The sequence below is a fragment of the Azospirillum sp. P4_B5 genome, from assembly GCF_056402275.1.
The window spans coordinates 1-12,093 of record NZ_JBFUHT010000036.1; the positions used below are offsets into that span (position 1 = coordinate 1).

Genomic DNA, 12,093 nt, shown 5'->3' on the forward strand with positions numbered 1-12,093 from the left:
CAGGGGAGGGGATTGAACCTCCCTCTCCTGCGAAGCGGGGGAGGGAAGGGGCCCACGGCGTGAGCCGTGGGAAGGGTGGGGGCCCGGCACGACCACTTCCCCCTCACCCCGACCAGTCCGCGCTGAGCGCCTCCTCCTCCAGGTCCAGCCACGCCCCGGCCAGCGGCCCTACCGTCAGGTCGCCGCCCAGGCCCGCGTCGCCCATGGCTCCGGCGAAGCCGTCCTGCATGTCGGCCAGCGCGGCGGAGGACAGACCGCCGCCGGTCTGCAGCGTCACGTCGAACCGCCGCCCCTCCCCCGCCGCGACGAGTTGCACCGCCCCCAGCGCCGGCAAACGCATCTGCAGGACCAGCGCGCTCCCCGTCTGAAGATCGGCCCCGTCGGATATGGCGCAGAGCAGGCCGCGGCAGCCGCCCGCCGCCGTGCCGTCCATCACCGGGATGCTCATCACCCGCCACTCCCGCCCGTCGGCGGTGCGGCGGTGGCGCGGCGCCAGCGCCAGGTCGAGGTCGTCCAGCAGGGCGCCTCCGTCGAGCTGCTCCAGCAGGCGGCAGCGCTTCGGCCCCAGCCACGCCCGCGCGCCGTTGGCGGTCGCCGCCAGGAAGAAGGCCAGCCCGAGACCGAAGGTGGAATCGCAGCGCGGCAGCCCGCCGCGCAGCTCCTGCGCCGCCCGCGGCTCCAGCGCCTCCACCACCGCCAGCAGATGGCCAACCTCGGCGACCGCGTCCGGCATCAGCACACCCATCAGTATACGACGGCCATCAGTAAACGACGGCGTCCGCTTCGTCCGATTGCGGAAGGACGATCGCCCCGTCGTCGGCCATGGCCTTGGCGACCTGCACGATCTCCGCCTGCGCCTCGTTGACGTCGCGCATGCGCACCGGCCCCATGTTCTCGATCTCGTCCTGGAGGATCATGCGGGCGCGCTCGGACAGGACGGACAGGAAATGGTCGCGCTGCAGCGCCTCCGCCCCCTTCAGCGCGATGGCGAGCTGGCCGGTGTCGCAGCGCCGGATCACCGCCTGGAGCGACACCCGGTCGAGCCGCAGCAGATCCTCGAAGGTGAACATGAGTTGGCGGATGCGGTGGGTCGAATCCGGCATCACCGCGTCCAGGTCGGTGAAGATGTCCGCCATGGTGTCGCGGTCGATGCGGTTGAAGATGTCGGCCATCCGCTCGTGCGTATCGGCGCCGTGGGTGCGGGCGTAGTTCGCCATGAACTCGTTGTGCAGGATGGATTCGATGTCCAGCAGCACCTCGCGCTGCACGGATTCGATTTGGATCATCCGCTCGATCACCTCCAGCCGCAGCGCCGGGGCCAGCAGCGGCAGCACCTTGGCGGCGTGGTCGCTGCGCATGCGCGACAGGATGACCGCCGCCGTCTGCGGGTACTCGCCCGCCAGATAGGTGGCGAGCACGCCCTCGTTCACGTTGGACATCTTCTCCCACATGGTGCGGCCGGCCGGGCCGCGGATCTCGCCCATGATTTCCGACACGCGGTCGTCGGGCAGGAAGCGGGAGAGCATGCGCTCCGTGCTGTCGTAGGAGCCGACGACGGAGCCGGTGTTGGCGAAGCGCTCGGTGAAGCTGCGCAGCAGCGCCTCGACGAGGTTGGAGGTGACGTTGCCCAGGCTGGCCATGGCGCGGCTGACCATGCGGATCTCGTCGTCGTCCAGCTTCTCCATCAGGCGGGAACCGCGTTCCTCGCCCAGCGCCAGGAAGATCACCGCGGTCCTCTCCGACCCGCTCAGGCTCTTGAAATTGTCTCGGATCTTGATCGGCATGCCCATGCTGGCACCTCAGAAGAAGCGGTCGGCGGTCAGGGTGGAGTGGTCGGAATCGTCGTCCCGCTCCAGGGGGCGGTCGCCCTGCAGGCGGTCGTGACGGAAGGCGTTCGCCAGGACGCTGCCGGCGACCAGCACCATGCGGTGCGGCACCAGCGGGTTGGGGTCGAGCGCGTTCAGAAGGGTAATGACGGCCGTCTCGTCGTCCACCGTGACACCCCGCCGCCTGGCGAAGGCAGTCACGCTGTCGGCCATCCCCGACGACCCGGCGGGGGGTGCGGCGGGCGGCGCCGACAGGCCGGCGGAGGGAACGGCGGGCAGCAGCCGGGGCTCGGTCATCGCGTCAGGTTCCCCCATAGGAGCGGATCAGGCTGTTGGCGATCAGGAACCAGCCGTCGGTCAGTACGAAGAAGATGATCTTGAAGGGCAGCGCGATCATCACCGGCGGCAGCATCATCATGCCCATCGCCATCAGCACCGCCGCCACCACCATGTCGATCACCAGGAAGGGCAGGAAGATCAGGAAGCCGATCTCGAAGGCGCGGCGCAGCTCCGACAGCAGGAAGGCCGGGACCAGCACGCGCAGGTCGGCGGTGGCCGCCGTCTTCGGCTGCTCGGCCTCCGGCTTGCCGGAGAAGCCGGCGAAGGCCGACAGGTCCTTGTCCCGCACCTGGGAGGCCATGAAGTTGCGGAACGGCTCGACCATCCGCTCCAGCCCCTGCTCCTGGGTCACCTGCTCGTTCAGCATCGGGCGCAGCCCGTCCTGCCACGCCGTGTCGAAGACCGGCCCCATGATGTGGAAGGTCAGGAACATGGCGAGGCTGATCAGCACCATGTTCGGCGGCGACTGCTGAAGCCCGAGCGCGGAGCGCAGCAGCGACAGCACGACGATGATCCGGGTGAAGGAGGTCGCCATGACCAGCAGGCCCGGCGCCACGCTGAGCACCGTCAGCAGGACGATGCCCTGGATGACGCGCCCGGACAGCGATCCGCTTTCCCCCGTGGCGCCGCCGAGGGCGCTGCCGATGGAGGACAGGTCCAGCCCGCCGCTCTGCGCCCAGGCCGCCGCGGGAAGCAGAACGGCGAGCGCGGCGGGAAGGCCGTACAAGGACAGGCGTCGGATCATGGCGGGAACCCGTGGATGCGGTGCCGGGGGTGTCAATCGATCGCCAGATCGGTGCGCACGATCTCGGTCAACGTGACGCCCAGCCGCTGGTCCTCGACGATCACCACCTCGCCGCGGGCGACCAGACGGTGGTTCACCAGAACCTCCACCGGCTCGTCCACCTTGCGCTCCAGTTCCACCACGGCGCCGCGGCCGAGCTTCAGGAGCTGCGCCACCAGCATGCTGGTGCGGCCGAGCACCACCTGCACGTCCACCGGGACGTTGTAGATGGCGTTCATCGAGCCGCCGGCCACGGCGGCGGCCGGGATGCCGGTGGCGTCCTTCTCGGCGGGCTTGGCGTCGTCTTCCAGGACGTCGAGGTTCAATGGGGCCATGATGCGGTGCTTTCCGTGTCGGTGAAGAGGTCATGTTCGGTGGACAGGGCGGCCAGCGCGCGGTCGCACAGGCCGGCGACGGCGCGCTCCACCGCCGCCGGGTCGTAGCGCAGGCCCCCGGCCTCCCAGGCGGCGTCGAGCCCGCCGGGCGGCAGGGACGGGTCGGCGACGACCTCCAGCGCGCCCTTGAAGCCAAGCGAGTCCGAGTCGGCCAGCCGGGCGCGGACGGGCTCCGCCAGATCGGGATGGACGCGCAGCCGCAACCTCGGCGACCCGCCGGCCAGGCGCAGGGCGTCCGCGGCGAGCCGTTCGGTCTCCGCCGCCCCGATCCGCTCCAGCAGCGCCGGGGCGAGGCGGCGGACGAGCGCCAGCATCACCGCCGACCCCTGCGCCTCGACCCCGCGCAGGGCGTCGGCGAAGCGGCCATCCAGAGCGGCCAGTTGCTCGTCGAGGTGGGAGAGCGCCTGCGCCAGCGCGGCGTCGGTGCGCGACGCGGCCTCCGCCGCCCCTTCGCGCCGGCCCTGCTCCACCCCTTCGGCGAAGGCGCGGACTTCGGCGCCGTAGACGGCGGCCTGGAGATGGCGTTCGGAATGGACGATCTCGTCGAGCGGATCGACGGGGTCCGGTTCGGGAGGCGCGCCGAACTCCGCCGCCGCTTGCGCCGCTACCTGGGCCGCGGCCTGGGCCGTGCTGTCGAAGCGCAGGTCGAAGCGGTAGCGCGGGTAGCCCATCAGACCGCCTCCTCGTAGAGCCAGGAGCGCAGGATATCGATCGCCTCATCGGGATACTGGTCGACGATGTCGCCCAGCCGGCGGATGGAGGAGGCGCGCACCCGGCCCTCCACCGTGCGCAGCTCGATGAGCTGGTCCATCGTCTCCTCGATGCCCGGCAGGGCCGCGGTTGCCGGCTCGCCCGCGTCGGTGAGCTGGGCCGCCTGCATGGCGGGATCGCCGCCCATGGCCGGACCGGTGAGCTGCGGCATCGCCGCTCCCGCGGCCAGCGCCGGGGCGGCGGCTTCCGCCGTCACCGGCTCCGGCGCCGGGAAGACGCGGCGGATCAGCGGGCGCAGCCCCAGCACGATCAGCAGCCCGCAGAGCACCAGCAGGATCACCCACTGGATCAGCGTCATCACGTTGCGGCTGAGCGTGTCGACGATCTCCGCCATCGGCTCGCGGGCGCCCAGCTCGGGGGCGAGGTTGACGAACTCCAGGTTGTCGACGGTGACCCGGTCGCCGCGCGCCTCGCTGAAGCCCATGGCGGAGCGCACCAGCTCGGTGATGCGCTGCAGCTCCTCGGGCGAGCGGGACTCGTAGCTGCGCGTGCCGTCCTGCGCCGTCGCCCAGGTGCCATTGACCAGCACGGCGACGCTGACCCGGCGGATGTCGCCCGGCTCGATCACCGTTTCGCGGGCGACGTTGGAAATCTCGTAATTGACCGTCTCTTCCTGGCGCTTGGAGTCGGAGGAGGAGCGGTTGTTCTGGGCCTGGGCGCGGACCTCGCGCTGCGGCAGGTTCTGCTCGGCGGTGACCGGCGGCTCGCCCGTGCTGTCCAGGCTGCGGTCCTGCTCCTGCACCGTCTGGGTGGAGCGGACGACCTGGCTGTTCGGGTCGAAGCTCTGGCTGCGCACGACCTCGCGCTTGGTTTCGACGTCGACAGCAACCTGGACGCGAACATTCCCCTGCCCCAGCCGGGCCACCAGCATCTGTTCGATGGCGCGGGAGATGCGCGTCTCGTGGCCGGCGCGCAGCCCGTCCACCTTCGCCGAGGACCGGGCGTCGCCGTCCTCCTCGGTCAGCAGCACCTCGCCGGAGGCGTCGAGCACGGTCACCGCGCTCGGCTTCAGGTTGGGCACGGCGGCGGAGACGAGGTGGCGGATCGACAGCGCCTGCCGCCGCTCCAGCGGCGCCCGGCCGCGCATGCGCACCACGATGGAGGCGGTCGGGGTGGGGGCGGCGCGCGAGAACTCCTCGCGGTCGGGAAGCACGATGTGGACCCGCGCCGCCTCGATGCCGGACAGCGTCTCGATGGTGCGGGCCAGCTCGCCTTCCATGGCGCGCAGCCGGTTCATCCGCTGCATGAAGCTGGTGATGCCCAGAGGCTTGTCGGTGTCGAACAGCTCGTAGCCGATGCCGCCCCGCGACGGCAGGCCCTTCTCGGCCAGCAGCATGCGCAGCCGCGGCACCTCGGCCTCCGGCACCTGGACGGCGGTGCCGTCGAAGGCGGCGGACACCGGCACGCCCATGGCCTCCACCGCCTTGACGATGCGCCCGGCCTCCGCCGGTTCCAGCCCGGTGTAGAGCGGCGTCATGTGCGGCCGCGACAGCAGCACCGCCATGGTGGCGACCGCCAGGACGATGCCGACGCCCGTGCCGGCCAACACCAGAAGGCGTGTGCGGCCAAGCGTCCGCAGATTGTCGATCAGTCCCGTCACGACACCCGCACCTTTAAAGTTTCCGAAAAGCGGGGACCGTAATGTTCACCCCGTGAGCCTTCACAACCTACCGGGATGACTTTTAAGCGGAGTAAAAGCCGCGAAGATCGACCGGAAGGAAGTCGCTAAAACTTGATCGTTTAAAACAGTCTCTCAAATTTTCGGTATTTTGGAGGCGCCGGCTGCGATGAATACAGATGCTGGAAAGGCAAGGACGGGAACGCCGGGCCGGCAGCGGATGTACGTCATCGTGCTGCCGCTGGCCCGGCTGGCGCTGGGGGCGGCCGCCCTGTGCGGCGTCGCCGCGGCCGGGTTCGGCGGCTACTGGATGGCCGTCGGGCCGGACGGGGTGGCGCGGCTGTTCGAGGGCACGCCCATCGCCGAACCGGCCCAGGCGACGCTCGACCTGCCGGAGCTGCTGGTGAACCTGCGCCCCGACACGCCGTCGCGCTTCATGAAGATCGGGGTGACGCTGGCGCTGGCGCCCAAGGACCGCGGCCGGGTGGAGCAGGCGATGCCCCATCTCGTCAACGCCCAGCAGGAGTTCCTGCGCAACATCGACCAGCACGACCTGCGCGGCTCCGCCGGTCTGCTGCGGCTGCGCGAGGAGCTGCGCCGCCGCTTCAACCTGATCCTCGGCCCGGACACGGTGTCCGACGTCCTGCTGCGCAGCCTTCTCACCCAATAGCCGACCCAGAGGAACGGATGAGCACTCCCATCGACACGGACGGCGGCGGCGGAAACGGCGACGCCGGGGATGATCTGGACTGGGGCCTGGACGCCGGCTCCGGTGAGGCCGAGTCCGAGGCCGCCACCCTGATGGCCGACACCAAGGAGCTGAGCCAGGAGGAGATCGACCGCCTGCTGAACTTCGCCGTCGGGCCGCAGACGGAATCCGTCGGGCAGACCCGCGCCATCGAACGGCTGATCAGCACCACGACGGTCAACAAGGACCGTCTGCCGATGCTGGACGTGGTCTTCGACCGCATGGTCCGGCTGTTGAACACGTCACTGCGCCAGTTCTCCTCGACCAGCGTGGAGGCCAGCCTGCTGCGCATCGACTGGCTGCGCTACAACGAGTTCCTCGACACCATCGAGCTTCCGGCCCTGGTCGGCGTCGCGCGGGCGGAGCAGTGGGACAACCACATCGTCGTGTCGGTCGACAGCGCGCTGATCTACTGCATGATGGACGTGCTGCTGGGCGGACGGCGCAGCCGCGCCCGGCGCATCGACGGGCGCACCTACACCTCCATCGAGCGCAAGATCACCGAGCGGCTGATCCGGGTCATCCTCCAGGACCTCAGCCAGTCCTTCGACCCGATCACGCCCATCGACTTCACCTTCGACCGGCTGGAGACGAACCCGCAATTCGCCACCATCACCCGCGCCACCAACGCGGTGATCCGCGTGCGCATCGCCGTGGAGGTGGAGCGCCGCGTCGGCCACGCCGAGGTGGTCATCCCCTACGCCACGCTGGAGCCGGTGCGCGGCAAGCTGGTGCAGACCTTCATGGGCGAGAAGTTCGGCCACGACACGGTGTGGGAAAGCCACCTGAAGGCCGAGCTGATGCGGGCCAAGCTGGACCTCGTCGCCGTGCTGCAGCAGACGCAGGTCTCGCTGGGCGAGGTGCTGAACTGGGAAAAGGGCACCTCACTGAAGCTGCGCATCGACCCCGACGCGCCGGTGGTGCTGCAAAGCAAGACCACCCCCCTCTTCGCCGGCCACATGGGCCAGCGCAACGGCAACATCTCCGTCAAGATCGACACCGACCTGGAGACCAAGCAGGAGCTGATCGATGGTCTCATTCCTCATTGACGCCGTTCTGGCGGTCATGCTCGTCACCGCCACGGTGTTCCTGGTGATCGTCAACAAGCGGCTGAAGGTGATGCGCTCCAGCCAGGCCGAGATCGGCGCGCTGATCGGCACCTTCTCCAAGACCATCGACGAGACGGAGGCCTCGGTGCAACGGCTGGTCGCCGCCGCGACGGAGGCCTCGGCCAAGCTGTCCGACGGGCTCGACCGCGCCAAGGGCGTGACCGAGGAGGCGGCGCTGGTGCTCGGCTCCTGCGAGCGGGCGTCCAAGCGCATCGAGGCGTCCGTGCAGGAGGCCCGCGCCCTGGTCCGCCGACTGGAAGACGGCCCGGCGCCGCGCCCGCGGCCCCGCCCGGCCCCGCCGCCCACGGCCATGGTGGAACCGGTGCCCACTCCCGCGCCGGACAGCGACGCGCCGGAGGATGAAGACGGCTTCCGCCCGATGCGCGTCGCCGCGCTGGCTGGCGCCGCCGCACGACCGGTGGATGAGTCGCCGCACGCCCCGGAGGCCGCCCCGATGGCCGTCACCGAGACCGCCGAATCCACCGTGGAAACCGGCGCCGCGCGGCAGCAGGCCGCCAACGCCTTTTATGCCCGGTTGCGGGCCATCGGACCGGAGCGCTGAGCCATGCTGCGCGTGCTTCCCATCACTCTGGTGGCGATCCTGATGGTGCTGCCGCTCAAGCTCGGCTCGCTGATGGAAGGACTGCCGGTGGTCGCCCAGCAGTTCGACCGCGAGTTCGGCAAGCATGAGCGCCCCTGGGCCAAGGACCTGAAGGGCGATGCGGAGTCCTCCTCCCCGGACGCCTCGCCAGCGCCGGCTCCCGCTCTGGCGGCACTGCCGATGACCCCGGCGGCCCCGCCCGCGGACGCCGCCCTGCCTGCGGCGAGTTGCACCGACCCCGCCCTGCGCGCCGCCATCGCGGAGCAGAAGGCCGACGTGAGCGCCCGCACCCGCCATCTCGGCGAGGCGGAAGCCGTGCTGGCCGCCGCCGAGACCCGCGCCACCGCCCAGATCCAGAAGCTGAGCGCCATCAAGCGCGACGTGGAGGCGCTGATGCAGCAGCGCTCCAACCTCCAGCAGGAGGATCTGAAGCGCATGGTGACGATCTACGAGACGATGAAGCCGCGCGACGCCGCGCGCATCTTCAACGACCTGGAGACCGACATCATCATCGACGTCCTGGACCGCATGGCCGAGCGCCGCTCCGCCCCGATCATCGCGGAGCTGGAGGACGGCAAGGCGCGCGAGGTCACCCGCCTCGTCCTGCAACGCCGCGCCCTGCCCGGCGACCGCCCGCCGCCGCCCGCCCCGCTGCCCGTCCGCCTGATGCAGACGCCGACGAATTGAACCCGGCCCCGGCTCCCAGACACGCGGTTCTCTCACCAAGAGACATCATGCCCAGCCTTCCCGACGTCATCGCCGCCCCGCCGCCCCGTCCCGCCCGTTCCGCGGAGGCGACGGCGGCGCCGTCCCCCGGAGCGCCGGGCGAGCGCGAGGCGTCCGGCACGCCCTTCGCCGATCTGCTGGACGACGCGGCGGGACGCGGCGCCGACGATGCGGACGGCGACCAAGCGGATTCCCCTGTCCAGACCGGCGGCGCGCCGGCCGGCGCCGACGCCGCCCTGGCGGCGCTCCTGCCGCTGCTGACAACACCGCCGCCCACCACGGCGCCCGGCATCGCGGCGGCCGGGGCTTTGCCGGAGTCCGTGCCTTCGACCAGCGGCCTGCCCGTGGCGCCACCCGTCACGGCTCCCCCGGCGGAGGCCGCCGCGGCGCCTCGGCCGCAGGCCCAACCCGGCCCGCCGCAGCCGACCGCTCCACCGCCCATCGCGCCCATCGCCGCGGTGGTTCCGGACGCCAAGCCGGACGGGACACCGCCGCAGGCCACGACCGACGCCGCGGCACCCGCCACCCCGCCCGTTCCCCTGCCGGCGTCCGGCGCCAAACCGGACTCGGCCCCGCTCTTCCAAACCAAAGACCCCGCAACACCCGCCAAGGCCGAAGCGCCGCAGGCTCCGTCGCCCCAGCTTCAGCAAGCGATAGCACAGGCGGGCGGCAACACCGCGTCCAACGGCGGCACCGGCCAGAATCCGGGCCAGGGGCAAGGCCGCGGCAACCCGCCGGCCGGACCGGAAGCCCTGTCGGCGCTCTCCTCCCCGGCGGACCCCGTCGGCGCGCCGCCGCTGCCCTCCGCCCTCGCCCCGCCGGCGGCCCACGCGGCGGCCCACTACGCGGCGCACCCTGGTGAGAGCGCCGCGGCGCGGCTGCCCGCCGCCCAGGTGGCCAGCCAGTTGGTGCGCGTCGTCGAGGCGGGCGGCGGCGAGTTCCACATCGACCTGAAGCCGGAGGAGCTTGGCCCCGTCCGTGTCGTCGCCGAACTGAGCGGCGCCCGCGTCGCCCTGCATGTCCAGGCCGAAAGCCCGGAGACGCTGGCCCTGCTGCGCCGGGACATCCATCATCTGGAGCGCGCCCTGTCCGACGCCGGGTTCGAGCTGGACGGCGGCACCCTGAACTTCTCGCTGCGCGGCGACGGCGAGCCGCGCGGCTTCGCCTTTTCCGGCCAGGGCGACGGGACGGGCAGACGGGAGGACGGCCCCGGACGGGCCTTCCGCCTCGCCGATTCCTCTGGAGCCCTGCCCCCCGCACGCGCCGCCCGCCCCATCGACGGCCTCGTCGACATCTCCGTCTAGCCGCAAGGACCCGCCATGACCACGACCGCGGCCACCAACACGGCCACCACACCCCCTTCCGCCGCCGCGAAGAAGCAGACGGTGGATTACGAGGCGTTCCTGAAGCTGCTGACCGCGCAGCTGCGCAACCAGGACCCGCTGTCACCCATGGACGCCACCCAGTTCATGACGCAGCTCGCCCAGCTCTCCACGGTGGAGCAGGGCGTGCAGACGAACCAGACGCTGGGGCAGGTGCTGGACACGCTGAAGAACAGCGGCATGCGGCTGGACATGGCCTATCTGGGCCGCAAGGTCGAAGCCGCGTCGGACCGCATCAGCCTGTCGGAGGGCAAGGCGGAAATGGCCTACGCCATCGACGGGGCCGCCGCGTCGGTGAAGATCGAGGTGGTGAACGACGCCGGGCAGGTGATCTACAGCGCCCCGGGCAGCCCGAAGACCGGCCGGCAGACCTTCACCTGGGACGGCAAGCGCAGCGATGGCGCCACCGCCGCGGACGGCACCTACCTCGTGCGCGTGACGGCGAAGGACAAGGCCGGCGCGTCGCTGACCACCGCCACCGTGACGACCGACACGGTGAAGGAGGTTCGCAGCGTCGACGGCGAGACGCAGTTCGTCCTGAAGGGCGGCGCCGTCGTGAAGGGCACGGACATTCTGTCGGCCTCCTAAAAAAATCCGTCTTCAACAAACGAAAAAACCCCTTCTTCCGTCTTGGAAGAAGGGGTTTTTCGTTGTGAATGGCTTTTCGTTGTGATCCGGCGCGTCACTTCGCTGACACGGTTCCGGTCCAGCCGGGCTCGACGCCCTTCATGTCGGGAAGCCGGTGGGCGATGCCCTTGTGGCAGTCGATGCAGGTCCGCTCACCCGTGAACAGGTAGGTCTCGTGCATCTTGGCCGCCCGCGGGTTCTGGCGGGTGATGTCCATGGACTCCGCGCTGTGGCAGTTGCGGCATTCCAGGGAGTTGTTGGATTTCAGCCGGTCCCATTCGTGGGTGGCCAGTTCCAGCCGCTTGTCGAGGAACTTCTCGCGGGTGTCGATGGTGCCGAAGATCTTGCCCCAGACCTCCTTCGACGCCTGCATCTTGCGGCCGATCTTCTGCGTCCAGTCGTGCGGGACGTGGCAGTCCGGGCAGGTGGCGCGCACGCCGGAGCGGTTGGTGAAGTGGATGGTCTGCTTCAGCTCCTCGTAGGGGTTGTTCTTCATCTCGTGGCAGGAGATGCAGAAGGCCTCCTTGTTGGTGACCTCCAGGGCGGTGTTGAAGCCGCCCCAGAACATCACGCCGGCCAGGAAGCCGCCCAGTGTCAGGAAGCCCAGGCTGAAATGCACGCTGGGCCGCGAGAAGACGCGCCAGAAGCGTCCGGCGAGGCTCAGAAGGCCCTTCATTTGGCCCCTTCCTTTCCGCCGGCCTTTCCGCCCGCCAGGATGCTGTCGATGTCGCGGAAGCGGTTGCCGGTGATCGGCTGGGCATCGGTCTGCGGCACGTGGCACTGGGTGCAGAAGTAGCGCCGCGGGCTGACCGCGCCCAGCGTCTGGCCGTCGCGGTCCTGGAAGTGGGTGACCGAGATCATCGGGGCCTGCGAGCCCTCGGTGTTCTTGCGGTCATGGCAGGTCATGCACTTGTTGATGTTCAGGTCGATCTGGTAGTCGCGGATCGCGTGCGGGATCAGCGGCGGCTGGTCGGCGTAGTTCCGCGCCCGCTTGTGATCGTCGGTGATCTCCTTCGCCATCGGGTCGGCGGGGATCTCCTGGGTGATCGGGTGCGGGCCGGAGGGAACCTTCGCGGGGGCGGCCCCGTCCGCGGCGAACACGCCGGACACCAGGAGCGGCATGGCCGCGGCCAGCGCGAGGGCGGCAAAGGTGATGCGGGTCTTCAT

At 70.5% G+C, this 12,093-nt stretch carries 15 protein-coding genes; 6 read left to right on the forward strand and 9 right to left on the reverse strand.

What is annotated here, in order from left to right; translation table 11 throughout:
* Positions 1 to 103: 103 nt before the first annotated feature.
* Genes AC1DVI_RS23695 through fliF form a run of 7 tightly spaced genes read right to left on the reverse strand, consistent with a single transcriptional unit; the run spans position 104 to position 5,715 of the window.
* On the reverse strand, positions 104 to 733 hold the full coding sequence (locus AC1DVI_RS23695) for a hypothetical protein (protein ID WP_476960051.1): 630 nt from the start codon (positions 731 to 733) through the stop codon (positions 104 to 106).
* Between the two features lie 28 nt (positions 734 to 761).
* The gene (locus tag AC1DVI_RS23700; protein WP_051140248.1) at positions 762 to 1,784 is read right to left on the reverse strand and encodes a flagellar motor switch protein FliG; all 1,023 of its coding nucleotides are present in this window, start codon (positions 1,782 to 1,784) and stop codon (positions 762 to 764) included.
* A gap of 15 nt (positions 1,785 to 1,799) precedes the next feature.
* A complete protein-coding gene (locus AC1DVI_RS23705) occupies positions 1,800 to 2,123 on the reverse strand; it encodes a hypothetical protein (RefSeq protein WP_476960052.1) in 324 nt (107 codons plus the stop codon).
* Between the two features lie 4 nt (positions 2,124 to 2,127).
* Positions 2,128 to 2,910, reverse strand: a complete 783-nt coding sequence (gene fliP / locus AC1DVI_RS23710) for a flagellar type III secretion system pore protein FliP (protein WP_145626321.1) — start codon at positions 2,908 to 2,910, stop codon at positions 2,128 to 2,130.
* Between the two features lie 32 nt (positions 2,911 to 2,942).
* Positions 2,943 to 3,284 carry a flagellar motor switch protein FliN gene (gene fliN, locus AC1DVI_RS23715; RefSeq protein WP_476960053.1) on the reverse strand — a complete coding sequence of 114 codons (342 nt, stop codon included), beginning with the start codon at positions 3,282 to 3,284 and terminating at the stop codon, positions 2,943 to 2,945.
* The gene (locus AC1DVI_RS23720) at positions 3,272 to 4,015 is read right to left on the reverse strand and encodes a FliH/SctL family protein (RefSeq protein WP_476960054.1); all 744 of its coding nucleotides are present in this window, start codon (positions 4,013 to 4,015) and stop codon (positions 3,272 to 3,274) included. Before AC1DVI_RS23720 ends, fliN begins: the two co-directional genes overlap by 13 nt.
* A complete protein-coding gene (gene fliF / locus AC1DVI_RS23725; protein WP_476960055.1) occupies positions 4,015 to 5,715 on the reverse strand; it encodes a flagellar basal-body MS-ring/collar protein FliF in 1,701 nt (566 codons plus the stop codon). Before fliF ends, AC1DVI_RS23720 begins: the two co-directional genes overlap by 1 nt.
* A 187-nt stretch (positions 5,716 to 5,902) precedes the next feature.
* Here fliF and AC1DVI_RS23730 point away from each other — a divergent pair, with 187 nt between their 5' ends.
* Genes AC1DVI_RS23730 through AC1DVI_RS23755 form a run of 6 tightly spaced genes read left to right on the forward strand, consistent with a single transcriptional unit; the run spans position 5,903 to position 10,887 of the window.
* Positions 5,903 to 6,403: a flagellar basal body-associated FliL family protein gene (locus AC1DVI_RS23730; RefSeq protein ID WP_476960056.1), complete on the forward strand. Its 501-nt coding sequence runs from the start codon at positions 5,903 to 5,905 to the stop codon at positions 6,401 to 6,403.
* A gap of 17 nt (positions 6,404 to 6,420) precedes the next feature.
* Complete coding sequence (gene fliM, locus AC1DVI_RS23735) at positions 6,421 to 7,530, forward strand: flagellar motor switch protein FliM (protein ID WP_476960057.1); 1,110 nt, start codon at positions 6,421 to 6,423, stop codon at positions 7,528 to 7,530.
* Positions 7,511 to 8,152: a DUF6468 domain-containing protein gene (locus AC1DVI_RS23740; RefSeq protein WP_476960058.1), complete on the forward strand. Its 642-nt coding sequence runs from the start codon at positions 7,511 to 7,513 to the stop codon at positions 8,150 to 8,152. Before fliM ends, AC1DVI_RS23740 begins: the two co-directional genes overlap by 20 nt.
* Before the next feature lie 3 nt (positions 8,153 to 8,155).
* Positions 8,156 to 8,878 (forward strand): MotE family protein, encoded by a 723-nt coding sequence (locus AC1DVI_RS23745; RefSeq protein ID WP_476960059.1) that lies wholly within the window; start codon positions 8,156 to 8,158, stop codon positions 8,876 to 8,878.
* Positions 8,879 to 8,925: 47 nt separating this feature from the next.
* A complete protein-coding gene (locus tag AC1DVI_RS23750; RefSeq protein WP_476960060.1) occupies positions 8,926 to 10,221 on the forward strand; it encodes a flagellar hook-length control protein FliK in 1,296 nt (431 codons plus the stop codon).
* Positions 10,222 to 10,236: 15 nt separating this feature from the next.
* Complete coding sequence (locus AC1DVI_RS23755) at positions 10,237 to 10,887, forward strand: flagellar hook assembly protein FlgD (protein WP_476960061.1); 651 nt, start codon at positions 10,237 to 10,239, stop codon at positions 10,885 to 10,887.
* A gap of 94 nt (positions 10,888 to 10,981) precedes the next feature.
* Here AC1DVI_RS23755 and AC1DVI_RS23760 read toward each other — a convergent pair whose 3' ends face one another.
* Both AC1DVI_RS23760 and AC1DVI_RS23765 read right to left on the reverse strand, forming a co-directional pair.
* On the reverse strand, positions 10,982 to 11,602 hold the full coding sequence (locus AC1DVI_RS23760) for a NapC/NirT family cytochrome c (protein ID WP_145626312.1): 621 nt from the start codon (positions 11,600 to 11,602) through the stop codon (positions 10,982 to 10,984).
* Positions 11,599 to 12,093: a nitrate reductase cytochrome c-type subunit gene (locus AC1DVI_RS23765; RefSeq protein WP_109070348.1), complete on the reverse strand. Its 495-nt coding sequence runs from the start codon at positions 12,091 to 12,093 to the stop codon at positions 11,599 to 11,601. Before AC1DVI_RS23765 ends, AC1DVI_RS23760 begins: the two co-directional genes overlap by 4 nt.

What these genes read in the sequence shown, in the direction of transcription:
- AC1DVI_RS23730 (WP_476960056.1), top strand. Translation starts at nt 5,903, where the DNA reads ATGAATACAGATGCTGGAAAGGCAAGGACGGGAACGCCGGGCCGGCAG.
- AC1DVI_RS23750 (WP_476960060.1), top strand. Translation starts at nt 8,926, where the DNA reads ATGCCCAGCCTTCCCGACGTCATCGCCGCCCCGCCGCCCCGTCCCGCC.
- AC1DVI_RS23760 (WP_145626312.1), bottom strand. Translation starts at nt 11,602, where the DNA reads ATGAAGGGCCTTCTGAGCCTCGCCGGACGCTTCTGGCGCGTCTTCTCG.
- AC1DVI_RS23765 (WP_109070348.1), bottom strand. Translation starts at nt 12,093, where the DNA reads ATGAAGACCCGCATCACCTTTGCCGCCCTCGCGCTGGCCGCGGCCATG.
- fliP (WP_145626321.1), bottom strand. Translation starts at nt 2,910, where the DNA reads ATGATCCGACGCCTGTCCTTGTACGGCCTTCCCGCCGCGCTCGCCGTT.
- AC1DVI_RS23745 (WP_476960059.1), top strand. Translation starts at nt 8,156, where the DNA reads ATGCTGCGCGTGCTTCCCATCACTCTGGTGGCGATCCTGATGGTGCTG.
- fliM (WP_476960057.1), top strand. Translation starts at nt 6,421, where the DNA reads ATGAGCACTCCCATCGACACGGACGGCGGCGGCGGAAACGGCGACGCC.
- AC1DVI_RS23740 (WP_476960058.1), top strand. Translation starts at nt 7,511, where the DNA reads ATGGTCTCATTCCTCATTGACGCCGTTCTGGCGGTCATGCTCGTCACC.
- AC1DVI_RS23700 (WP_051140248.1), bottom strand. Translation starts at nt 1,784, where the DNA reads ATGCCGATCAAGATCCGAGACAATTTCAAGAGCCTGAGCGGGTCGGAG.
- AC1DVI_RS23705 (WP_476960052.1), bottom strand. Translation starts at nt 2,123, where the DNA reads ATGACCGAGCCCCGGCTGCTGCCCGCCGTTCCCTCCGCCGGCCTGTCG.
- fliN (WP_476960053.1), bottom strand. Translation starts at nt 3,284, where the DNA reads ATGGCCCCATTGAACCTCGACGTCCTGGAAGACGACGCCAAGCCCGCC.
- AC1DVI_RS23720 (WP_476960054.1), bottom strand. Translation starts at nt 4,015, where the DNA reads ATGGGCTACCCGCGCTACCGCTTCGACCTGCGCTTCGACAGCACGGCC.
- AC1DVI_RS23695 (WP_476960051.1), bottom strand. Translation starts at nt 733, where the DNA reads ATGCCGGACGCGGTCGCCGAGGTTGGCCATCTGCTGGCGGTGGTGGAG.
- AC1DVI_RS23755 (WP_476960061.1), top strand. Translation starts at nt 10,237, where the DNA reads ATGACCACGACCGCGGCCACCAACACGGCCACCACACCCCCTTCCGCC.